Source organism: Nocardia barduliensis, assembly GCF_013315795.1.
GTDB lineage: Bacteria > Actinomycetota > Actinomycetes > Mycobacteriales > Mycobacteriaceae > Nocardia > Nocardia barduliensis.
On sequence record NZ_JABLTE010000082.1, the window covers coordinates 1 to 21783 of the forward strand.

The window sequence follows — 21783 nt, forward strand, 5'->3', positions numbered from 1 at the left end:
GGGGCGGGCAGCGGCGCGGGAATCGCCTCCGCGACCGGTGCGGCGACCGGGGCGGGCGCGGCGGCGGGCTGCTGCTCGGCCACCATGGCGATGCGAGACGGGACGCTGTCGTCGGCAACGGACGACGCGGAGCAGGCGGCCACGGCAACGACACCCGCGGCAGCGGCGGCGACGGTGATGGTCTCGCGCAGCGAGGGGCGGCGAAGGGTGGAAAGGCGTCTGTCAGGCATTGCGAATCGGTTCCTTGTTCGGGGACTTACTCGATCCGGCCGCGGTCGGGCAGCACGGATCCTGCGGCGTACGCTGGGAGCGTTCGTCGAAAACGGCCATGTGCTGTTGTGTGGTTTTGTTGTGGGGGACGCTCATGTCCCCGGAACGCGACATTCGTGCGTGCGGCGCCGGATCGCCCTCGATGGGCTCGGCCGCGGTGTCGCGCGGGACTTCGCATCCTCGATGCGAAGAGACGGGCGGAAGTATGGGATTGCGGGTCCGTTGCCGGATTCCGCTCCGCCGATCACGTGGCCGGCTTGCCTGCCGTGTGATCGTTACCGAATCGGTGTCTACAACTCCTCGGGCTGACCAAACTTCAGGTCGCTTTGTGACCTGATTGCAGAATGGTCACGCTTGGTTAACGGAGGGTGAACGAATATCGAACGGAAGGCGCTGTCGATCTTGGAACGCCCGGGACGGAGTTGCCGAATCGTTATCCAAGCTGGGAGTTTGCTGCTAAACCTCTTGTGCTGTACGTCACAGAAGTTTTTGGCTGCATGACTGGATTTCAGCGCCCACGCGGGGGTATCGCTGTCCGAATTGAGACATCTGGTGTCTCTGGGAAAGGCCGCAGGTCACGGAGATGTCACGGAACTCGGGCCGACTCGAGACGAGACAACCGTGCCCTTGCCAGTTGGTGGCTGGCAAGGGCACGGTTGTCGATGTGCGCCATCAGGGACTCGAACCCCGAACCCGCTGTTAAGGGTTCGGGGTTTTCCTGTGGTCACCCCTGATCACGGTCCGTCTCGCGCGACTGCTCTACCTGCGGTTATGTTGGAATGTACTGCATCCTTGGTCACGCAGGATCACGCACAGTCAACCGGAAAGTTTGGGGTAATTTTGGGATGGGTCGAGTCTGTGTCACTCCTGTGACGCGATCCGGTTCCCCTTCCGCTGAGTCTGGCCGTCGGGCGCATTCGGGGGGGTGTCCCCGGGTGGCTGCCTAACAACCGTGGCCCACATCTGCACATCCTGGTCGTGGTAGACCGGTTGCGCGTGGGCGGCTACCGGGAAGGCAGTTACCGCACTACTGGCGAAGCCGCGACCGACCAACTCCGGGCGCGCTTCTGCCGCTCTCGTGCCGAGAGCGGACCCCGGATCGATGTCCTCCCGCTGAAACCCATCGCCACCACCAAGGAAGCATTCGGCGGCGCACGCCACGACGAGTCGCGACCAATCTTTCGAGTGGTCGAGTGTCCTTCCGCGGGTCTGAGAATCGTCCGCTCATGCCGATGGACTGACGTGGCGGTGTGGTGTTTCCGCTGTCGTCAAACATGTAATTGCGCCATCGGGCCTGGTGCCCGTGAGCGCGGCCAGCAGCCTTGCGCCTTTCGGACTGACGTCGCGTTCCCGTGCCGCGCTTGGTTTAGAGCCAAGGTGGTCGTCGAATCGGCGTGCGTCGCAGAGGTGGCCGAATGTCTTGAAGTTGCGGGAGCACTTCGGTCACTTCATCGGCAGACCACGAGCGTGCGAGCGTGCACTCGGTTGGCGGTGGGGGGATCGGCTCGACGATATCCGGGGTGTCGGTGGGCTCATAGCCGTCAGGCGGGTCACCGGTCCATGCACCTGGTGTCGCCGACGATTCCGGGGGTTGCCACGCACTGCGGTATTGCTGGCGTCGTTGCGAGATGAGTACAGCTATCCGGTAGCTCGTCGCCGCTGTAATGAGCACCGACGTGGGCCACAGGATCCCCACGAGCGAGCTAGCCACCTCAATTGGCCTCGGTCACCAGTAGGTAGGCCGCTTCCAAGTGGACGATGCACTCGTCCGGGTGGTGGTAGCGGTGGATCTGTCGCAGTTCCTCGGCGCGTTGGGAGGTCAGCTCCATCAGGTGCGCGTGGCAGAGGAACTCGGCCAGCATACTGTCGGCGTAGATGAACGTGTGATGGTGCGATGGGTCCGGCATGGTCACGAGGTCCCTCCTGGCTGCGGTGTGACCGTCCGGGGCGGGAATTCATCCGTGGCGTGTTCGTGCAGCCGGATCCGGCCGCACCGCACTCCGTCGACCAGCGCATCGAAGGACTCGATACACCACGACAATTCGACGGCGTCGCGCTCGTGGTGTTCGGGGTCGTGCTGCCGCAGCGCGTAGAGCAGGTACTTCCACACCAGCCACGAGGCCCACTGGCCGTAGGAGGAGGGCGTGACCGGCGCATCAGCCTGGAACGCAATATTCTTCGTGTGGCCGCCCGCTTCCCGGTCGATGAGCCAGGTGTACACGCTCAACTGTTCGTTGAGCGTGTCGATATTCGCCTTCGCTTGCGACTGGTGTTCGAAGGTGTCCCGCCAGATACCGACGATCTCCCGCGCACAACGCAGCATGACCGTGGTTGGCTTCTCGACTCCGGCGCATATCCGCAGGAAGGGCCCGGCGTCCGGCAGCGGCTGATCCGGCTGGGCTTGCACCGGCGGCACCGTGAAGGCCAGTGGCCGATCCGGGGTGAAGCCGTAGTAGACGGTGTACTCGTGGCGATCTTCGGGCACAGCGTAGTTCCCTTCGACACGAGTGCCCGGGTCATTGGCGTCGCGAGGACGTCCGTCAGAGGCATCGCGACCAGGTCGTGCGCTCATCCCGATCACCGGGGATGAGTCGTGGACGGCACGAGCCGACCGGCGGCGGCGAGCGCCCGCAGCGCGGCTGTTTTCCGGGGGCACCGCTTCGCACGGCAGGCAATATGAAACTGCATCACCCGATGCGCCTCGGCGACGGTGAATGGCGTCGGCGGGGCCGGGTGAGTTTTCTGCTGGAACATGGCGACTGCGTGGTACATGGCCAGGGTGTGCATCGGTACGGGACCTCCATCGCGCCGGTCTACGGATGGCACCCGGCACCGGGGGCGTTTTCAGCCACGGGCAGCCGCGCCGTTGCGGCGGCCCATGCGCCCCGCCCCCAGTAGCGCGGGGTGGCGGCGTCGGCCCGATGCCGGGTACCGCATTTACCGTGGCTCCGAATGGTTTCGGGGCGGAATCGCGCAGCGGTGGGGTATTGTTCGGACAGCGTGCGAATTTGTCCGGTTAGGCGGTTGAAACGTAGGAAAAGAGATGGTCAGAGGGCGGGAATGGACCGGCTTCGAAGCAGCGGCTCTTCAGGAGGCGATGCGTAAGTCCATCCGCGAGTTCGCCGCCATGCTCGGCATCGACACCACCACGATCGCGAATTGGCGATCCGGCCTGAGCACGGTGACTCCTCGGCCTCGGATGCAGGAGATCCTCGATACCACGCTGGAGCAGCGCGCAACACCTGACGATAAAGCTCGGTTCGAGCAGATCGTGGCCGAAGGCGAGGCGGTCTGGCGCGAACGGCACGCTCGCGCCGGTGCCCGCAAAGGACTCCCGCTCGAATCCCCTCGACATCCCAACAGCATCGCCTCCTTACCTCTCCTGAGCGCGTCTACCGTGGACGTGGGCCCTCTAGGTGCGGAAGGAGAGGATCCCGTGGAACGGAAGACATTCCTTCAGGTACTGACTGGCTCCGTCACCGGGTTTGCACTCGGCGCGACCGAACTGAACGAGTCGCACGAACGCCATCTCAGAGCCGCGGACGAGCCCCTCGACAAGCTGAAAAGCAACCACACTGCCCCCGAACTCGTGGACTACTTTCGTGCCCAGCTCGCTGGGCACTACACGGCGGACGCATACCTGGGCCCGCTTCAACTCATACCCACCGTTCAGGCTCAGACCGAGCTGATCATCCGCTTGGCGAGCCAAGCCGATGCCCACGCGCGCCGCAACCTGCTCGAAACCGCCGCCGCCTACGCTGCGCTCCTCGGCTGGCTTTATCAGGACGCGGGCCACCTCACCACCTCCGCGAAATGGCGCTACACCACCATGTCCCTCGCGCACCGCTCCGGTGAGCCACAGATCATCTCCTACGCGCTGTCCAACATGGCGATGCTCCGACTGGACCAAGACGACGGTCGCGTCGTGACGGAGTACGCGCAGGCCGCTCAAACCGCCGGACACGAGCTGTCCCCGAAATGCCGCGTGATAGCCCTCCAGCACGAAGCGCAAGGCCACGCCATGCTCGGAGACCGCGCCACGGCGGACCGCCTACTCGACAGCGTCGCCTCGCTCATCGTCAGGGTCGACGACCAGCACCCGTGGGGCAACGCCTGCCGCCGCACCCCGCACCATGTCGAAGTGCAACGCGCGATTTGTTACGGACGCACCGGCACAAGGCGGGACGCCGCCGACGCAGCAGCCCTGTGGGACGAAATCATGGGTTCGATGCCCGAACTGGCCCGCCGCGACAACGCGGTCTTCCGGGCGCGGCAGTCCGCCGCGCTCGCCAAGGTGCCGGATCCAGACCGCGCCGTCTGGGCAGCTACCGAAGCCGCCAAGGCACTCGTGACAACCGGGTCAGCCAGACTCCGACGGGAACTGAAGGCCCTTCCCTCCCATTCCCGTGCGTGGGCGCACACTTCAGCAGGTCGCGAACTCCGCGCCATTGTCGGATCTGTCGCATGACCACGCCACCCGCGCCACTGAACGACGAACAGATCAGCACCGCCCTCGCCGCTCTGCCCGGCTGGAAGCTTGACGGCAACGAAATCACCCGCACCTTCGCCCACACGTATCACGAATGCGTGCATCTGGCGGTGTATGTCGCGGCGAAGGCCCGCGAGATCAGCCACCATCCCGACATCCTGATCACCTGGCAGCGAGTCGAGTTCCGGATCACAACCCACGACGCGGGACGAACACTGACCGAGCTGGACTTCGATCTCGCGCGGCATATCGATCGGATCGCAGCAGCCGCCGGGGCAACGCCGGTTACAGATACATAGCGCCTACAAAATCAAAGACTCGACAGGCCGGATCGACCGCGCCGCGCGGACGGCGATCCATGTGAATGAGTTCGAGCAACGGCCTTCGAGGACAGCGAGTTCTCAAGCATAGTCGCCGGACACCCGTGGGAGGCGGAGGTCTTGACTGCTCGGGAACTCCTGGATGCCGTCTGACCGAACGAGGCAAGATGAGGCTATGAGCGGCGCAGTTCTCTATGACGGCTACTGCGGTGAGCCTATCGCGTGGGCACGGCTCGGCGAGCCTGTCATCGGGCATGAGTGGACTGAGCACGGCAGAGTAGCGATTACCGGGCGTATGAGCCCGGCTGACGCGGCACAGAAGTACGGCCCGGTCACAGAGGTGGTGCTCGGCCGGAACGGCGGCTTCAAGTCGGTCACTTACGGTGCCACGAAGTTCATCTCCAGGTTCGTGGACCCACGGGGTACTGGGTTGTATGACGACGCCGTTGTCGTTGTGGACGACCCCGCCAGGGAGAACTACGAGTGCCCGGACTGTGGGGCTGCGCCCGGTGCGCAATGCGTGAACAAGAAGGGACAATCCTGTGCGACACATAGGAAGCGGTCCAGCGGACGCAGCCGCTGGGAGATTGAGCGAACACAAGAAGCGGAGCGGGTAGCCCAGGAGGAAGCCCGAGCCGCCGAGCAGTGGAAACGCGATATGGCTACGCCGCCCGCCGTCGGCGCAATCATAGAGATCAAGCGATGGAAGCCGGTCGAGCCCCCGGCATGGGAGCGGGTTCCCGATGTCCCCGAACGTGTCACTGTTGAGCGAACATATGCCAACCGAACGGTGGGTGGCATTGCTGAGAGCGGCGCGCAGGTGTTTCTGGCGCGCAACGAGTTTACCGGTGATTGGTCGGTAATCTGTGGCCAGCCGACATCGATGCGCTTGCCGTGCAGGAACGGCGTCGCCGGGGTGCAGTGTCGGACTCGACACAAGGTAGGACTATGCCTACGTGAGGACACGCCGTGGGATCGAAGCGTCGATTATGCATAGCGACGCGGGAACATGGAGACGAGCACCTACATCTGCGCGCCGAGGAGTTCGCCATCGAGGTGAAGTGTTGTCTCACCGCACGTGACGGCCGGCCGTCGGATTGCGCGGGCAACGACCTTGAGTGTTTCGATTGCGCTGCAACAGTTCCGCGCCAATGAGGTGGGTTCGTCAACATCCCGTTCACCGGGCCGGAGAACATCGACATCACGGGAGGAAATGCTCATGGATAGCCATATCGACCTGCGGCCTGAGTTCGCGTCAGTGCGGTTTCGTCCCGGCGACCGGGTGTACGTCACGGCACCGGGCCTCTATGGGACGGTTGTAGAGCTGGAGGCTGAACAAGTCATCGTTAACATGGATAACGATTCATTCGCCCTCGGCTACCGGCCCGATGAGCTTCAGATCAGCGACTCCGCCCCCGGGGAGTTCACTGCCACGGTGACCGAGAACATGCGCGCGGCCATCGCTGCCGACGGACGCTCGGTCGCGGAGATCGCCGCCGCAGCCGGGGTATCGGTGGACGGACTCACGTCTGTGCTAGCAGGCCGGGTCGCACCGTTCGTCCACGATGTGATCCTTGTGGCGATCACTCTCGGTGTCGCACCGTCGGACTGGTGCCGCCGCGCTGAGGAGGTCGTCGTCACGCACGACGAGGTTGCGGGCTACGTGAAGTCGCTGCCTACCGAACCAGCCGGACGTCATGATCGATCCACTCACGCTGCATACTGAGCGAACGTTCCAAGCTGACGTTTGGGGTGTGCGCGGTGGTCTGAGATGCGGCAGTGGAGCGCCATCGGCCACAGATCGGTGTTATCTGCCGGTCAAGCCATGGTCTCAACCTGCCGAATACCTACCGGCTTGATCCGAATCGCTCGCCCTTCGACCGTCGGCGGGTTCGGGTTGTGGAGCGTTAGGCCCTCTTTCGTATGCGCCAGAGGCGTAGGAAGGCAACGCCGATGCCCGACGCCGTGACGCCGACCGCTACCTCAGCGGCAGAGGGGAACTGCCGGTTCCCCGGCTGCCACGCCACCCTGCCGCCCGCGTTCCGGGCCAACGCGGCGCACCGCGTCGCTACTGCGACAACGTCGCTGCGGCGTCGGTGACTGCACCATCGGCGGCAGAACTAACACTGGCGAATCCGCAGGGCGAAGCCGCGCCGTGGAGAGATTTTCCCGGATGTGCGAGGTACGTACCGAATGGCGCCGTGGCCGACTACTGCCCTTCAACATTTGATGAAGATTAAGGAACGTGCATTATTCGGCGAGAAACTCTTTGATGGCCGGGGCAAAGTATTCGGCCATATCTTGCGCGGTCCTCAGATGTGGCGCCATGGTTACCGGAGCCAAGCGGGCGTCAGGTAGCACTTCGGTGACACGTTGCGCTAGCGCGGCGGGGTGGCGTTTGTCGTCGCCGGCGATGATCAGGGTTTGTGCGGTGAATCCCGTCAACTCCGCCGGTGTCCGGAACGCTCGGTCTCGGCCGATCGCCGCGGCCGCCGCTACGCTGGCTGGGTCTGACCGCGGAATCGCGTCGGATACCAGATTCGCGATCAGGGGTTGCAGCGCGGGCAGGAAGAGCTGCCAGCCTGCCTCGATGCCCTCGGTGCGGACCTTCTCTGCGAAGCGTTCCATCAACTCGGTCTCTGCTGCCTTGCCTTTGTCGTCTTCGATGTCCTCGATGCTGATCAAAACCGCGCGCCGAATTCTATCTGGGTATGCGAGGCCGGCCCGCAAGCTGATGGTGGCGCCCATCCCGGTGCCGATAAGGCCGACCTCATCAGGGGCTCCGACCGTCTCGATCAACGAATGGACGTCGTCGGCGTACTGTGCCCAGGTGTGCCGGGCGGGATCTGGGCATACCGAGCGTCCGTAGCCGCGAATATCGGGCACAACGACGGTGTACTGACTCGCGAGCCGGTAGGCGAGCGGCATCAAGCTGTGATGGTCAGGGCCGCCGCCGTGCAACAGGATCAGCGTCGGCCCGGAACCGAGGACGTTGGCGCGCAACGGCCAACCATCCGAGCCGTGATACGTGAACTCTCGTGACAGCACGCCATGAACATAGTCGCTGGCGCTCGAGTGGGAAGCTGGTCGAACCGGGCGGGGCGCCGACATATCACCGGCCCCTTGCTACGAGCAGGAACCTGCAGTGCGCGGTGACGAAAGAGCAGTCGTCGGGTCGAGCGGCTGCACCATTTCGCGGATCGACCATTCCGAATGCACCGCGGGTGGTGGTAGTCGCCGAATCGCACTCGACCCAGTGCCGTGTCTTCACACGGCACTGGATCGATGAGACGTCACATCATGGGGCAGCGGCCCATCATGTCGCACATCCAGGCGCAGAACATCTGTAAGGGGTTCATCTCTCCTCCTCTCCGTCATGATTCCGGGGTAGCTCGGTCACTCCGTGCCGCCGGCGTGGAACCCGAGCACCGCCGCGAACCTAAAACGTTCCAGCAGCAGGAAGCCAAGCCGGTCGTGGGCAGATGCGCTTGCCGGTTCGGATCAGACTTCGGCTTCGATGATCCAGCAGGTCCTCGAACCGTCGGATTGTGGCGGTCTTCCTCGGCGGGCGTGGTTGAGAAGTGCCTCGAGGTGTGCTTCCAGCGTGGTGAGTTCTGCAAGGTCGGCGCGGACCGTTCGCAGACGGTCCTGCAGCATCTGCTGCACGCGAGCGCATGGTGCCTCGCCCCGGCCACGGGCCAACAGGATCTGCTGTATCTGATCGAGGCTCAGTCCGGCGGCACGGGCACGGCGCAGGAAACGCAGCAGTTCCAGGTATTCGGTGCCGTAGTCGCGATAGCCACTCGCAGTTCGCTCCGGTTCGGGTAGCACGCCGACTTGCTCGTAGAAGCGGATCGTCTTCGCGGTGACCCCGCTGCGCTGCGCCAGTTCGCTGATCAGCATTTATCCTCCTCAGCGTCCCGCGTTGCGCCGAAAGCGGGTGACGGGCACGCCGGACACGGCCTCATCTACTGCCTTGCTACGTAGAGGGTAGCCTTCAGTTTGTCGCAGTGTCAGGGGCGGGTGTGGTTGTTGCCGGACCTGCGTTGGCAGGCGCCAAGCAAAGGCCAGCAAGTATGGCAGGTCACGCTCATGTGACCCCTGCGGACCATAGAGCACCCGACAGGGTCGCGGATCCCGCCGGTTCGGCCGATAACACTGCTCACGCGGTTCAAATTGCTACGTATCTACATAGTACGTTTACTTTTCGAGATGTTCGTCGCATGTCGAGCCGGAACGACCGGAGCTTCGAGTTGCGATGGATACGTGGAGGGCCCCGGTTCGTTACACCTGGAGCCGTAGGGTTGGTTCATTGTGAGGCTGATCGGTCGTGCTCGGCTCGGTAGCTCCGCGGTGGTTTTTCTCGCCGCGGCGCTGTTGATCATGCCGATTATCGACTGCGCGCTGCTCGGTCGGGATGGGCACTCACATCCAACGGCCATTGCCGAGCAGCACCTCACGCGGGCCGTTTCCGAGGACTTGTCCCATGGCGCGTTCGTTCCCGCTGACGACGCCTGCGATCCCTTCACTGCGCAGTGCTTCATCAGGCCGGTGCTGCATGGCGGATTCGGGGACGCCGCGACGCTCCATCTGATTGCCTTCGTCTTGACAGCCGTATTCATTGCCGTCGGCCTCGCAGGGTCCGCGGGGGGAGTACGGGCCCCACCGATCGGATTCCGGGCCGCGGTCAGTGGTCGAGCCACTTTGACGCAGTTCTGTATTTCCCGACGCTGATCGGTCAGCGCCAGGTCGACGTGTGAGTCCGTCGATCGGTGTTCGCTGTCCGCTCTCGTCGCCACCGCTGTGGTGGTTCGGATACAGAAAGCTTCAGTCATGCATAAGGCTGCCCTGGACACGCCTACGGACATCTCGGCGGCATTGATCGCTGCACCGGGAGCCGCTCGACAGCCACATGGGCTGATCGGCAATACACCGGTGTTGTGGGTCGGTGCTCCATTGGCCCCGGCCGGTCGCGGGTTCTGGGCCAAACTCGAGGGGTGCAACCCGGGTGGCCTGAAGGACCGTCCCGCCCTGCACATGGTGCGCAAGGCCGAGGACCGCGGAGTCTTGGCTCCGGGGGCGCGGATCATCGAGTCGACTAGTGGGACGCTCGGTTTAGGCCTGGCTCTGGCGGGGATGATTTCTCGTCATCCGGTGACGGTGGTTACCGATTCGGGTCTCGAGCCGATCGTGGCACGACTATTGGCGGCATACGGCGCTCGAGTGGAATGGGTGACCGAGCCGCACCCGACTGGGGGCTGGCAGCAGGCGCGCGGCGATCGGGTAGTCGAGCTGCTGGCTCGTGAGGCCGATGCCTGGTGCCCGGACCAGTACAACAATCCCGACAATGTCGATGGCTACGAGCCGCTGGCTCTCGAGTTGGTGGAGCAACTCGGTGGTGTGGATGTACTGGTGTGCGCTGTAGGCACCGGTGGGCATTCGGCGGGGGTGGCTCGGACGCTGCGCCGATTCAACCCTGACATGAAGTTGATCGGTGTGGACACCGTCGCTTCGACCATCTTCGGCCAGCCTGCGGGCCCGCGATTGATGCGAGGTCTGGGATCGAGTATCTATCCGAGCAACGTCGATTACGACGCGTTCGATGAAGTGCATTGGGTTGCTCCGTCAGAGGCGGTGTGGGCGTGCCGGACACTGGCGGCGACCCATTACGCGACGGGAGGTTGGAGTGTAGGTGCTGTGGGGTTGGTTGCTGGTTGGGCGACTCGGCACTACGACGCGGATACCCGGATCGCGGCCGTCTTCCCCGATGGGCCGCACCGCTACTTCGAGACCGTCTACAACGACGCCTACTGCGCCGAACACGGCTTGCTCGATGCCGACCCGCCTGTCGAACCCGACACGATCGCGCATCCCACCGAACGGATCGTGTCCTCGTGGACGAGGTGCACCACGGTCATCGATCCCTGCGGCCGAGAGTTGACGCCGTGAGCGTCGCCAGGAAGTTTCGCAGCTTCGACCCGGCCGCTCGGCTGTTGATGGTGAACCAGTTCGGCATCAACCTCGGTTTCTACATGCTGATGCCATATTTGGCCGGCTACATCGCTGGTCCGCTCGGCCTGGCGGCGTGGGCGGTTGGATTGGTGCTAGGTGTGCGGAACTTCTCCCAGCAGGGCATGTTCTGGATCGGCGGCACCCTCGCCGATCGGTTGGGCTACAAGCCGCTGATCGTCGCGGGCTGTTTGCTGCGCACCGGTGGCTTCGCCCTGCTCGTGTTCGCGACTTCGCTGCCCGGGCTGTTGGTGGCCTCGGCGGCGACCGGTTTCGCGGGAGCGTTGTTCAACCCGGCTGTGCGTGCCTATCTTGCCGCTGATACCGGTGAACGGCGGGTCGAAGCGTTCGCGATGTTCAACATTTTCTATCAAGCCGGCATTCTCGCTGGCCCTTTGGTTGGGCTCGCGTTGATGGCGGTGAATTTCCAGGTCACCGCAGTCGCTGCGGCGGTCGTATTCGCTGGGCTGACGGTGGCGCAGGTGTTCGCATTGCCGTCGCGGTGCGCGGAGGGGCACGCCGAGGAGGCTTCGGTGCTCGATGACTGGCGAACTGTTGTCGGCAATCGGCGGTTCATGTGGTTCGCCCTGGCAATGATCAGCTCGTATGTCCTGTCATTTCAGGTCTACCTCGCCCTGCCATTGCAGGCGGAGTTCGTCGCCGGCGCGCGATCACAAACGCTGGTGTCGGCGTTGTTCGTGGTCTCCGGGCTTGTGGCGGTCGCTGGGCAGCTGCGCATTACCGCCTGGTTCCGTACGCGATGGGGGACAGGGCGCAGTCTGGTTGTCGGTATGGGGATTCTTGCCGTCTCGTTTCTGCCGTTGGTGGTGGTACCAGGGCCGCAACGTTTCGGGGCTGCCGCATCCGCGGCGGCTTTGTTGCTCACGGCAGCATTGCTGGCAGTTGGCACCGCTGCGGTGTTTCCGTTCGAGATGGACACCGTCGTCTCCCTATCCGGTGGGAGGCTGGTAGCGACGCACTATGGGTTCTACAACACCGTGGTCGGTGTCGGCATCCTGGTCGGCAACCTCGGCACAGGCGCGGTCGTCGGTGCCGCCCGCAACGTCGATGCCGACTGGTCAATCTGGGTGTGCCTCACGCTCATCGGCCTCCTCGCGACCGTCGCGCTGCACCAGCTCGAGCGACCGACGATCGATTCCGAGAATCTCGAGGACGCAGACCATCGGACGAACGTGAGACGCCAGCCACTGCCGGTGAACGCGAGAATTCGCAGAAATCAGCTACACCGGTAGCGCCCCGACGGCCCACGAAGACGCCGACAGTCAGATGGTAGCGAGCGCCACCTCTTGCGAGGAGTGGACTCATCGCCGACCGGTGCGCGAGTCCACTCCGCGCGGTGTCAAGGGTTGATCGTATTGCCGGTCGGTCGATGCGACGATCGGATACTCGCTCGCGGTGGCTGTCGACCGGTGGGCGGGGCGTGCTGGCGCACGGAAGCTGGTTACCGAAGATGCGGGTGCCGAGCTGCCAGGCGCTGGTGAAGCGCAAGAATGCACGACCCCGCCTCTCCTCAACACGACAGCTGCGCCATATCCGCCGAAGTTTCCGCACCGGTCCCGTTGGGACCAGTCCTCCGGCGGCCTATTGACTATATACCCCATGGGGGTATCATCTACTCGGGTGGCAGAACTCGCCTGATCATCCGAGCGAAGGAGAAAGTCATGAGCACCACTACCACCGTCACTGTCACCGGCATGACCTGCGGTCATTGCGTGTCGTCGGTACGTGAGGAAGTCGGCAAGATCTCAGGCGTCACCAGAGTGGATGTGGATCTCCAGACCGGGCGGGTCGACATCTCGAGCGACGGCCCGATCCAACTCGCCGCGGTCGCCGACGCCGTGGATGAGGCGGGTTATCAGCTCGCCAGCTGATCCTGCGCAACGTCACCCACCAGATCGAACGGAGCACCCACGATGACCACCGCGACACAACCGCCCCCCTCCGGGCAGGTCGAACTCGTGATCGGTGGAATGACCTGCGCGTCCTGCGCCGCCCGCATCGAGAAGAAACTCAACAGGCTCGACGGTGTCACCGCCACCGTCAACTACGCGACGGAGAAGGCCAGGGTCGAGGTCACCGGCGAGGTCTCGCCGCAGGAGCTGATCGCCACCGTCGAGCAAGCCGGTTACACCGCCGTGCTGCCCGCCGCGCCGAAGCCGCAGGAAACCGCCGCCCCCGAAGAGGACCCAGCCGCCGCGCTGCGCACTCGCCTGCTGGTCTCGCTGGTGCTGTCGGTGCCGGTGATCGCCATGGCGATGATCCCGGCGCTGCAGTTCACCAATTGGCAGTGGCTCTCGCTCACCCTGGCCGCGCCGGTGGTGGTGTGGGGCGCGCTGCCGTTCCACCGCGCGGCGTGGACCAATCTGCGTCACGGCGCCGCGACCATGGACACCCTGATCTCGATGGGGACGCTGGCCGCGCTTGGCTGGTCGCTGTACGCGCTGTTCTGGGGCACCGCGGGCACACCGGGCATGACCCATCCGTTCGAGTTCACCATCTCCCGGATGGACGGCACCGGCAGCATCTACCTCGAGGCCGCGGCGGGCGTCACCACGTTCCTGCTGGCCGGGCGCTTTTTCGAGGCGCGCGCCAAGCGGCGGGCCGGTGCCGCGCTGCGTGCTCTGCTGGAGCTGGGCGCCAAGGAAGTCTCGGTGCTGCGCAACGGGACCGAACGACGTATCCCGGTGGAGCAGCTGACCGTCGGCGACCGGTTCGTGGTGCGGCCCGGCGAGAAGATCGCCACCGACGGCGTCGTGGTGGAAGGTTCCTCGGCGGTCGACGCCTCGATGCTCACCGGTGAGTCGGTGCCGGTGGAGGTCGGCCCGGACGACGCCGTGGTGGGCGCGACCGTCAACGTGGGCGGACGGCTCGTGGTACGCGCCACCAGGATCGGCTCGGACACCCAGCTGGCGCAGATGGCGAAGCTGGTCGAAGACGCGCAGACCGGCAAGGCGCAGGCCCAGCGGCTGGCCGATCGGATCTCCGGGTTCTTCGTGCCGATCGTGATCGCGCTGTCGGTCGCGACGCTCGGCTTCTGGCTCGGCACCGGCGGTTCGGTGGCCGCGGCGTTCACCGCGGCGGTGGCGGTGCTGATCATCGCCTGCCCGTGCGCGCTCGGGCTGGCCACGCCCACCGCGCTGATGGTCGGCACCGGACGCGGCGCGCAACTGGGCATCCTGATCAAGGGTCCCGAAGTGCTGGAGTCGACCCGGCGAGTGGACACGATCGTGCTGGACAAGACCGGCACGATCACCGCGGGGAAGATGACCCTGCTCGACGTGGTGCCCGCCCAAGGCGAGCAGGTCACGCGAATCCTGCAACTGGCGGGGGCGCTGGAGGATTCGTCCGAGCACCCGATCGCCCAGGCCATCGCCAAAGGCGCCCGGGAGCGAGTGGGCGAGCTGAAGCCGGTCGAGGACTTCGCGAACGTGGCGGGTCTCGGCGTGCAGGGCATGGTGGACGGCCACGCGGTGCTCGTCGGCCGCGCCAGGCTGCTCGCCGACTGGTCACAGCACCTCGACGACGAGCTGTCCCAGGCGATCCGCGCGGCCGAAGCCGAAGGCAAGACCGCCGTCGCGGTGGGCTGGGACGGCAAGGCGCGCGGCGTGCTCGTGGTGGCGGACGCGGTGAAACCGACCTCCGCCGAAGCGATCTCCCAGCTGCGTGCCCTCGGCCTCACCCCGATCATGCTGACCGGCGACAACCAGGCGGCCGCCGCCACGATCGCCGCGCAGGTCGGCATCGATGAGGTGATCGCGGAGGTGCTGCCGCAGGACAAGGTCGACACCGTCGAGCGGTTGCAGGCCGAAGGCAAAGTGGTCGCGATGGTGGGCGACGGTGTCAACGACGCCGCGGCGCTGGCCCAGGCCGACCTGGGCCTGGCCATGGGCACCGGCACCGACGTGGCCATCGAGGCAGGCGATCTGACCCTGGTGCGCGGCGACCTGCGGGCCGCGGCCGACGCGATCCGCCTGTCGCGCCGCACTCTCGCGACCATCAAGGGCAATCTGTTCTGGGCCTTCGCCTACAACGTGGCCGCTATCCCGCTGGCCATGGCGGGTCTGCTGAACCCGATGCTCGCGGGCGCGGCGATGGCGTTCTCCTCGGTCTTCGTGGTCAGCAACAGCCTGCGGCTGCGCGGCTTCCGCTCGACAGCGCAATAGTGCGCCAAACACCGGACGGGACGGCACACGTAGTGTCGTCCCGTCCGGGCATCCGCCAGGAGGTCTCCATGTCGGCACTGCAGGAAAACGCATTGCGCATCGCGCAGCACCCCGTCTCCAGGGCTGTCGCCCGCTGCATCGCGGCATGTGTCGTAGTCGCGATGCGTGAAGCACTGCGAGAGTCGTTGACGCGCCCTGGGGTTCCCGAAGTGCAGTCGTCGGCTTCGACGGGTCATACTCCGCAGGACAGCACGCGAGCGTGTCAACGTACGTAGGACAGCACACTCATCATCCCGGCTTCGCCGTGATAGGCGTTGTGGCAGTGCAGCATCCACTGTCCGGGGTTGACCGCGTCGAAATCCACCTCGACGGTTTGGCTGGGCAGCACGATCGAGGTGTCCTTGCGGGGGCCGCTGCCGTTACCATCGACCACCTGAAAGGTGTGGCCATGCAGGTGCATCGGATGGAACATCATCGTGTCGTTGACGAAACGTAGCCGTACCCGCTGCCCTTCTTGCACGTGCAGCATGGCGTGCTCCTGGAAGGTCTTCCCATTGATTGTCCAGAGGTAGCGTTTGTCGTCCGCGCCCAAGGTCACATCGAGCACCGTGTCCGGAGCGCGCGGCGCCAGGCGCACGGGGTCTGTCGCCCGCAGCCGGGCGGCGGTCAGCGGTGCGCCACCGAGCTCGCGCGGCCGGATGTCCGACGGTGGAGGGTCGCCGGCGCCGGTCCGGATCAGCGCCCGGCCCTGTCCCTGCTTGCCCTCGGCAGCAGCGACGATGGGGAACACTCCGTCGTTGAGTTCCACGATGATGTCGTACCGCTCACCCATACTGATCAGCAGACTGTCGGTCGTGACCGGCATCACCGGAAATCCGTCACTATGTGTGACTCTCAACCGGTGGCGACCGACGGCGAACCGGAAGGCGGTGTCGGCGGCGGCATTGATGATCCGCAGTCGCATCCGTTGACCTGGGCGGGCGGTGAAAGTCACCGGATCGGTACCGAGCCGTCCGTTGATCAAGTAGTAGGGGTAGGTGACGTCTCCGCTGTCACTGCCGAGAGGGGCGTCCGAGTCCGCTCCGCCGCCGTGACCGCCATGGCCACCATGGCCGCCGGCACCAGTACTGGTCGAGCCCATGTCCATGCCCGCCATGCCCTCCGTGCGCAACCGCTCGAGCTCTGCGTCGGGGTCACGCCCGTCGACACCATCGAGCCAGTCATCGAGCACCACAACGGCTTCGACGTCGTAGTCGTCGCCGTCGGAGGGATCCTCCACGATCAGCGGCGCATACAGGCCACGATCGAGCTGGACGCCTACGTGTGGATGGAACCAGTATGTCCCCGCATCCGGGACGGTGAACTCATAGCGGAAGCTACCGCCCGGCGCCACCGCGGGCTGGGTGAGGGCAGGGACGCCGTCCATGTCGTCACGCAGTGCCACGCCGTGCCAGTGGACGGTCGATGGCTGGGGCACAGCGTTGATGAAATCGGCCCGCAGCACATCACCGCGAGCCAAACGAATCTCCCGCCCCGGCACAGCGCCGCTGTAGGCCCAGGTCCGCACCTGCACGCCACCGAGATCAACCGTTGCCGGCTCCGCTCGCAGCGTGACCTCGCGGATGGGTGCGGTGGCGGCCCGCCGCCGGTCTTCCGCTACCCGCACGGCTGCATCACCCGGTCCGATGGGGGTCCGCGCATTCGGCGTGTTGGGCGAACACGCGGCCAGTGTTCCCGCTGCTGCCATGCCCGCACTCAGGGTGATGAATCTACGCCGGTTCATCGGACTGGTGATCGGGAACTGTGCGGGCGCCATGGTGGTCCTGTTCGTCTCGGCGGTGGTGTGGTCTGGCATGTTGTGCTTGCTTTCAGCCGTGCCTCGGCAGCGGTGGGATCGACTTCAAGCAACTGTCTCGAGGGTTCGTGAACATCTTGTCTCTCGCTCGTGACCGCCGGACTATCGAACTGCCGGTGCGCTGCCGGACGCGCCGAAGCCCGAGGCGGAAGAAGATCCAACAGGCGACCGAGGTGAGGGCCAGCGTGTAGGCCAGGCCGCCGCTGTGCATGTCGCATCTCAGCGAACGGGTTGAGCATCCCGCGCAGGAGGGGACGATCGAGCACAGCTAAGGAGGGAACGCTGGCGACCGTGCAGAGTGCGGCGATGATGACCGGCCAGCCGAGCGTTTGCGTCGAGCGGGACGGTAATGCGGGGCGTTGACTGAGCCTCGGGCACTGCGCCCCCATATATCGGGGTGACATCGCCTTCAGTGATGTCACCATGTCGGATCGACACCCGCCATCCCGATGCGTCCTGTCGGGCACAGTGGCGGCGAGCGAGGTGGTCGACGAGGGGAGGGGACGTGGTCAGGCTTGCTCCTCGCGACGTGCATTCTTTCGGTGGACCACGATCAGCGCCGTCTTCACCACGAAAGCTATCGCGGTCAGAACGAGGACCGGAGCCGACCAGCTGCCTGCCAGCAGTTGCCCCACTAGTCCGGCGTGTGCGACGACGGCTAGACCGATGGCCCCGGCGACGACCAGGAGCATGCACCAGCGGCGCAGCGGAAACCCAATGGTGCGGCTTCGGCTCACCGAGCAGCCTCGGCCTGATCGACGTCGGTGTCGTCGACCTCGTGCCAGTCGATGACAAGTTTGTTGCGGCTGAACCGATCGAAATCCCGCGTGACGATGTCTCGGATCCTTTGCATGACTGCGTCATCGACGGCTTCGACGCGTACGACGAGGCTCATGTCGCCAACGCGTACGACGCATCGGCCCAGTGGATCGAATGCGACCGTGCCTGTGGTCTCCGACGCTTCGACATGGACTCGCATGCCGCTGGGCCCGCCCGGCAAGCCGGTCGCTCCTGGCGGTCCGGTGGCCGCGCCTCTGTGCGGGGGTAGGCCGCGGGCCCGGCGCTCCCCCATGGCGGCGGCATGCCGGCAGAACTGCCGCAGGTAACGGGCAGGGGTATCGGTGGCGATTCGCGCCTCAATGGTCGGCATTTGTCACATCCTCGCTATCGGCGAATCAGGTCCGGATGTCGTCCGGAACGTGGATGAGCTGGAGGTACGTTTCCCGGGCGTGCTGCGACCGGCATGAGTATCCGATACGCGAATTTCGTTCACCGCGAGATCCGGGAAGACGAGTGGGCGGCGGTCGATGACGCACAGCCGTGGCGTCGAGAAGGTAATGAGTTCGGCCCGGTGGCTGCCAGTGCGGGTGGTGTTGCTGGTCACCTGGCATCTGCCTTGGTCAGCGGGAAAGAGCGGGAGCATCGGAGCGTTTGCGCTGCGGCGGGCGGCCGTACTGCCGTCCATAGCGGGTCATACCTTTTGGCTTGTACACCGACAGCACGGCCGCGGCGAGCAGGATGATGAGCCCGCCCGTCGAGTGCACCAGGTGGGTCGGATTGCGCAGGGTCGCGATCGAATCCGGTGTCTCCGCGGACAAGGCCAGTTCCGCGTAGTGGTTGATCGAACTGGTATAGAGGACGAGGACGGTGATGCCGAGAAGGTTGAGCACGAGCTTGAAGATCACCCAGTAATGTCGAAATAGACCCCAGATCGTGCCGACTCCAATGATGAGCCCCGTCGTCAGCGACAGCGCGGCGAACGGGATGATGGCATACCAGACGGAAATCCGCATCGAGCTCAGTGCGCCTCGGACTACCAGCGGTTCCTGGCTGGCCATCACCGCGATTGCCAGCCCGATGTAGAGCGCGACCGCGCCCATCCAGCCGACCGAAGACACGATATGTGACAGCAAGGTGAGTCGCCGCCAGCGCTGTGTGAAAACCATATTCTTCCACCTTTGTCAGTCATGTCGACTTGCTGCATACAGTACGTCAATGACGTGACGAAGTGTATCGCAAAAAGTTGCAGCGTGATGCGATGTCATGTCTCACGAGGCCCGGCGGTAGCTCAGTTTCCGCATGGCAGTCGCCGCTGCGGCGGTGGCTTGGTCGGGCACCGTCGACGGTGAGCGGAGGGATGGCGGTGGCGTAACAGCTGGGCTGCTTCGCCTCGGAGGGGGCGCGCTGGAGGGTAAAACCGCGACGTGACCTCGATATACTTCGCGTGTGCCCAAGCTCTGGAACGAAACAATCAGCGCGCATCGCCAAGCCGTGCGAGACGCGTTGCTGGACACGACCGCGGAGCTGGTCGCAGAACACGGCCTGGCTTCGGTGACCATGACCCAGATCGCGGAGGCCACGGGCATCGGGCGCGCAACGCTGTACAAGTATTTTCCGGACGTCGACTCGATTTTGATGGCGTGGCATGAACGCCGAATAAACGGCCACCTCGAACAGCTGGCCGCGATCGTGGAGAGCGACGCGGACACCGCGCGGCGTCTGGAGAAGGTGCTCAGTACCTACGCGCTGATCGACTACTCCCACCATGGTGGGGAATGGGCGCCCACGCTGCATCAAAGCGGTCATGCCGTCCATGCGCAACACCGGCTGCACGAGCTGGTGCGCCAGTTGTTGGCCGAGGGCGCGGCGGTGGGTACCGTTCGCGCCGACGTCCCGCCCGAGGAGTTGGCGCGGTACTGCCTGGCGGCACTGTCGGCCGCCAGCTCGTTACGATCCAAGGCTGCCGTCCGCCGACTGGTCGTTGTCACCCTCGATGGACTGCGACCGTCGTAGCGGCCTGGCCGGTGCTGTGGCGCCTGGCGACAGTCACATCCAGTGATCCGAGCGGGCTCCGGGTCTAGCTGGCCCATGTGCGCCGCTAGGGCCACGTGCCCGTTCGGTGCCGTCGAAGGCTCCAGACCGGCGCAGTGCTCGCGGCGGGAGACTAGTGCGCGCCGGTGCCGGGCGCATGGCCGCCAGACGGCGGAATATGGCTGCTGCTCGGTGAATTGCCACCAGGGGAGTGCCTGCCAGGTCCGTGTTCACCGCCGCCGATGAGCATCATCGCCACAACAGCGATCGCGAGCACTGCGACAGCTATACCGCTGATGATCACCCAGCGCGGCAGGCCGTCTCGTGCGCTCTGTTCTGCCGATCGTGCGGCACGGTCGTTCATGAACTTCTCCTGTTCGTAGTCGGTTGCTGATTCCGGAGACCAGTCTTTGTCAGACACATTGTCTATGTCAATACATACCGTTGCTTACGCGTCGGACCGTACAATTCGGGTATGCCGAAGTTATGGAGCGACACCATCGAGGCCCACCGGCGTGGGGTGCGGGAAGCGATCCTCGACACCGCGTGGGCGTTGGTGAACGAGCGAGGACCGACCTCGGTGACGATGTCGGAGATCGCCGAACGGACCGGTATCGGACGCGCGACGCTCTACAAATACTTCTCGGACGTGGAGATGATCCTGGCCGCTTGGCATCATCGCCAGATCACCAGACACATCGACGATCTCGTCCAGATTCGCGATCGGACAGACGATCCCATGGCCCGGCTACGGGCGGCCTTCGGCATCTACTGCCGGCACCAGCGTCAACGCGCACATCATCAGCACTCTCAACCGCACGGCAGCGAGTTGGCGATCATGCTCCATCGTGGCGATGGACAGGTCGAGGCGGCCCGCCAGCAGTTGCACGCGATCGTGCGGGACATGCTGGCGGACGCGGCAGAGGCGGGGAAGATCCGCACCGACGTATCCCCCAGTGAACTGAGCATCTACTGCATGCACGCGCTGACCGCGGCCGACGCGCTGACCGAGGACCATGCGGTGGAGCGGCTGGTCGATGTCACGCTCGACGGGTTGCGTCCCTGAGTCTCGCTAGGGGCGGGAAGCCTCGGCAGAAGCTGTTTCGGCGCCGCCCTGCCGCGACACAACGTCTATGCCACTTGCAGATGGTGAGGCCGCGGGGGTCAATGCCGATGACCGCGATCAGCGGGCAACGTCGGGGGCGGGCCGTGGCACTCCCGAATAGAGTTTCTTGGTGAGCCTGTCGCGAACGGCCGGCCAGTCGTCGTCGGTCATGGCGAACTGGACCGTGTCGCGCCAGCTGCCGTCGGGGCGCCGTTTGTGCTTGCGCAGCAACCCTTCACGCTCGGCGCCGAGCCCGGCGATGGCGGCTTGGGAGCGGATATTGCGGATGTCGGTATGCCAGAACACCCGCACGGCGCCGAGTACGTCGAACGCTCGCTGCAGCAGCAGCAGTTTTGCTTCGGTGTTGAGACCGGAGCGCCACCATTGTCGGCCCAGCCAGGTGAAACCGATGGCGACCGAGCCGTTTGCCGGATTGATTTCGTAGTAGGACGTGGTGCCGGCGATGGGCCCTGCGGTCGTGTCCCGGATGTCGATCTGCGCCCAGCACACCCGTCCGCCCGTGACGTTGCCGTTGGTCATGGTCTCGACCATGCGCCGGGCGGCCTGGATGTCCTGTGGGCGGGGGCTCGAAAGGTGTTCGAAGACGTCGTCATCGGCGATGGCCAGCAGCCCCTCGGTGTGTGCCGCAGTCATCGGCTCCAGCCGAACGTAGCGGCCGGAAAGGGTCACAGGTGTGGACCAGTCGTTCTCGTCAGCAATGTCATCGGTCATGGGTGTGC

Annotated in this window: 20 protein-coding genes and 1 pseudogene; 11 read left to right on the top strand and 10 right to left on the bottom strand. The window is 65.0% G+C overall.

Annotated elements, in window-relative coordinates:
- The 4 genes and pseudogenes from HOV91_RS28125 to HOV91_RS28140 all read right to left on the bottom strand — a co-directional run.
- A pseudogene (locus tag HOV91_RS28125) lies at positions 1 to 230 on the bottom strand (transglycosylase SLT domain-containing protein); the annotation flags it as partial.
- Positions 231 to 1982: 1752 nt separating this feature from the next.
- Entirely contained in the window at positions 1983 to 2177 is a 195-nt protein-coding gene (locus tag HOV91_RS28130; protein ID WP_174188409.1) for a hypothetical protein, read from the bottom strand.
- A 2-nt stretch (positions 2178 to 2179) separates the two neighbouring features.
- Positions 2180 to 2755, bottom strand: coding sequence for a hypothetical protein (locus tag HOV91_RS28135; RefSeq protein WP_174188383.1), 576 nt, complete (start codon positions 2753 to 2755; stop codon positions 2180 to 2182).
- Between the two features lie 92 nt (positions 2756 to 2847).
- On the bottom strand, positions 2848 to 3057 hold the full coding sequence (locus tag HOV91_RS28140; protein ID WP_174188384.1) for a hypothetical protein: 210 nt from the start codon (positions 3055 to 3057) through the stop codon (positions 2848 to 2850).
- A 256-nt stretch (positions 3058 to 3313) separates the two neighbouring features.
- Between HOV91_RS28140 and HOV91_RS28145 the strand changes: the two genes are divergently transcribed.
- The 4 genes from HOV91_RS28145 (at position 3314) to HOV91_RS28160 (ending at position 6805) form a co-directional block, all read left to right on the top strand.
- Positions 3314 to 4738, top strand: coding sequence for an NsdA family TPR-like regulatory protein (locus HOV91_RS28145; RefSeq protein ID WP_174188385.1), 1425 nt, complete (start codon positions 3314 to 3316; stop codon positions 4736 to 4738).
- On the top strand, positions 4735 to 5058 hold the full coding sequence (locus HOV91_RS28150) for a 4a-hydroxytetrahydrobiopterin dehydratase (RefSeq protein ID WP_174188386.1): 324 nt from the start codon (positions 4735 to 4737) through the stop codon (positions 5056 to 5058). The genes HOV91_RS28145 and HOV91_RS28150 overlap by 4 nt, the downstream gene beginning before the upstream one ends.
- A 196-nt stretch (positions 5059 to 5254) precedes the next feature.
- Positions 5255 to 6076 (top strand): hypothetical protein, encoded by an 822-nt coding sequence (locus tag HOV91_RS28155; protein WP_174188387.1) that lies wholly within the window; start codon positions 5255 to 5257, stop codon positions 6074 to 6076.
- 222 nt (positions 6077 to 6298) lie between these two features.
- Positions 6299 to 6805, top strand: a complete 507-nt coding sequence (locus HOV91_RS28160; RefSeq protein WP_174188388.1) for a hypothetical protein — start codon at positions 6299 to 6301, stop codon at positions 6803 to 6805.
- Between the two features lie 524 nt (positions 6806 to 7329).
- Here the strand turns inward: HOV91_RS28160 and HOV91_RS28165 are convergent.
- Together HOV91_RS28165 and HOV91_RS28170 are read right to left on the bottom strand one after the other, a co-directional pair.
- Complete coding sequence (locus tag HOV91_RS28165) at positions 7330 to 8127, bottom strand: alpha/beta fold hydrolase (protein WP_312884799.1); 798 nt, start codon at positions 8125 to 8127, stop codon at positions 7330 to 7332.
- Positions 8128 to 8580: 453 nt separating this feature from the next.
- Positions 8581 to 8982, bottom strand: coding sequence for a heavy metal-responsive transcriptional regulator (locus tag HOV91_RS28170; protein WP_174188390.1), 402 nt, complete (start codon positions 8980 to 8982; stop codon positions 8581 to 8583).
- Positions 8983 to 9432: 450 nt separating this feature from the next.
- Between HOV91_RS28170 and lpqS the strand changes: the two genes are divergently transcribed.
- The 5 genes from lpqS (at position 9433) to HOV91_RS28195 (ending at position 15272) form a co-directional block, all read left to right on the top strand.
- Positions 9433 to 9813: a putative copper homeostasis (lipo)protein LpqS gene (lpqS, locus tag HOV91_RS28175; RefSeq protein ID WP_174188391.1), complete on the top strand. Its 381-nt coding sequence runs from the start codon at positions 9433 to 9435 to the stop codon at positions 9811 to 9813.
- Positions 9814 to 9912: 99 nt separating this feature from the next.
- On the top strand, positions 9913 to 11028 hold the full coding sequence (locus HOV91_RS28180; RefSeq protein WP_174188392.1) for a PLP-dependent cysteine synthase family protein: 1116 nt from the start codon (positions 9913 to 9915) through the stop codon (positions 11026 to 11028).
- Positions 11025 to 12341, top strand: coding sequence for an MFS transporter (locus HOV91_RS28185; RefSeq protein WP_438822700.1), 1317 nt, complete (start codon positions 11025 to 11027; stop codon positions 12339 to 12341). The genes HOV91_RS28180 and HOV91_RS28185 overlap by 4 nt, the downstream gene beginning before the upstream one ends.
- Positions 12342 to 12770: 429 nt before the next feature.
- Positions 12771 to 12980, top strand: a complete 210-nt coding sequence (locus tag HOV91_RS28190) for a copper ion binding protein (RefSeq protein ID WP_174188393.1) — start codon at positions 12771 to 12773, stop codon at positions 12978 to 12980.
- Between the two features lie 42 nt (positions 12981 to 13022).
- Entirely contained in the window at positions 13023 to 15272 is a 2250-nt protein-coding gene (locus HOV91_RS28195; protein WP_174188394.1) for a heavy metal translocating P-type ATPase, read from the top strand.
- 262 nt (positions 15273 to 15534) lie between these two features.
- On the opposite strand, the gene HOV91_RS28200 is transcribed toward HOV91_RS28195, so the two are convergent.
- From HOV91_RS28200 to HOV91_RS28210, 3 genes are all read right to left on the bottom strand, one after another.
- The gene (locus HOV91_RS28200; RefSeq protein ID WP_174188411.1) at positions 15535 to 17088 is read right to left on the bottom strand and encodes a multicopper oxidase family protein; all 1554 of its coding nucleotides are present in this window, start codon (positions 17086 to 17088) and stop codon (positions 15535 to 15537) included.
- Between the two features lie 772 nt (positions 17089 to 17860).
- Positions 17861 to 18277, bottom strand: a complete 417-nt coding sequence (locus tag HOV91_RS28205; protein ID WP_174188395.1) for a DUF2218 domain-containing protein — start codon at positions 18275 to 18277, stop codon at positions 17861 to 17863.
- Positions 18278 to 18527: 250 nt separating this feature from the next.
- Positions 18528 to 19007, bottom strand: coding sequence for a DUF2269 domain-containing protein (locus HOV91_RS28210; RefSeq protein WP_246351028.1), 480 nt, complete (start codon positions 19005 to 19007; stop codon positions 18528 to 18530).
- 346 nt (positions 19008 to 19353) lie between these two features.
- On the opposite strand from HOV91_RS28210, the gene HOV91_RS28215 reads away from it, so the two are divergent.
- Together HOV91_RS28215 and HOV91_RS28220 are read left to right on the top strand one after the other, a co-directional pair.
- Entirely contained in the window at positions 19354 to 19920 is a 567-nt protein-coding gene (locus HOV91_RS28215) for a TetR/AcrR family transcriptional regulator (RefSeq protein ID WP_174188397.1), read from the top strand.
- A 493-nt stretch (positions 19921 to 20413) separates the two neighbouring features.
- The gene (locus tag HOV91_RS28220) at positions 20414 to 21004 is read left to right on the top strand and encodes a TetR/AcrR family transcriptional regulator (protein WP_174188398.1); all 591 of its coding nucleotides are present in this window, start codon (positions 20414 to 20416) and stop codon (positions 21002 to 21004) included.
- Between the two features lie 117 nt (positions 21005 to 21121).
- On the opposite strand, the gene HOV91_RS28225 is transcribed toward HOV91_RS28220, so the two are convergent.
- Positions 21122 to 21775 carry a GNAT family N-acetyltransferase gene (locus HOV91_RS28225; protein WP_174188399.1) on the bottom strand — a complete coding sequence of 218 codons (654 nt, stop codon included), beginning with the start codon at positions 21773 to 21775 and terminating at the stop codon, positions 21122 to 21124.
- Positions 21776 to 21783: the final 8 nt, after the last annotated feature.

Excerpts from the sequence above, each read along its gene's own strand:
- HOV91_RS28130 (WP_174188409.1), bottom strand. The coding sequence starts at position 2,177 with ATGCCGGACCCATCGCACCATCACACGTTCATCTACGCCGACAGTATG.
- HOV91_RS28140 (WP_174188384.1), bottom strand. The coding sequence starts at position 3,057 with ATGCACACCCTGGCCATGTACCACGCAGTCGCCATGTTCCAGCAGAAA.
- HOV91_RS28145 (WP_174188385.1), top strand. The coding sequence starts at position 3,314 with ATGGTCAGAGGGCGGGAATGGACCGGCTTCGAAGCAGCGGCTCTTCAG.
- HOV91_RS28150 (WP_174188386.1), top strand. The coding sequence starts at position 4,735 with ATGACCACGCCACCCGCGCCACTGAACGACGAACAGATCAGCACCGCC.
- HOV91_RS28155 (WP_174188387.1), top strand. The coding sequence starts at position 5,255 with ATGAGCGGCGCAGTTCTCTATGACGGCTACTGCGGTGAGCCTATCGCG.
- HOV91_RS28160 (WP_174188388.1), top strand. The coding sequence starts at position 6,299 with ATGGATAGCCATATCGACCTGCGGCCTGAGTTCGCGTCAGTGCGGTTT.
- HOV91_RS28170 (WP_174188390.1), bottom strand. The coding sequence starts at position 8,982 with ATGCTGATCAGCGAACTGGCGCAGCGCAGCGGGGTCACCGCGAAGACG.
- HOV91_RS28180 (WP_174188392.1), top strand. The coding sequence starts at position 9,913 with ATGCATAAGGCTGCCCTGGACACGCCTACGGACATCTCGGCGGCATTG.
- HOV91_RS28190 (WP_174188393.1), top strand. The coding sequence starts at position 12,771 with ATGAGCACCACTACCACCGTCACTGTCACCGGCATGACCTGCGGTCAT.
- HOV91_RS28195 (WP_174188394.1), top strand. The coding sequence starts at position 13,023 with ATGACCACCGCGACACAACCGCCCCCCTCCGGGCAGGTCGAACTCGTG.
- HOV91_RS28200 (WP_174188411.1), bottom strand. The coding sequence starts at position 17,088 with ATGGCGCCCGCACAGTTCCCGATCACCAGTCCGATGAACCGGCGTAGA.
- HOV91_RS28205 (WP_174188395.1), bottom strand. The coding sequence starts at position 18,277 with ATGCCGACCATTGAGGCGCGAATCGCCACCGATACCCCTGCCCGTTAC.
- HOV91_RS28210 (WP_246351028.1), bottom strand. The coding sequence starts at position 19,007 with ATGGGCGCGGTCGCGCTCTACATCGGGCTGGCAATCGCGGTGATGGCC.
- HOV91_RS28220 (WP_174188398.1), top strand. The coding sequence starts at position 20,414 with ATGCCGAAGTTATGGAGCGACACCATCGAGGCCCACCGGCGTGGGGTG.
- HOV91_RS28225 (WP_174188399.1), bottom strand. The coding sequence starts at position 21,775 with ATGACCGATGACATTGCTGACGAGAACGACTGGTCCACACCTGTGACC.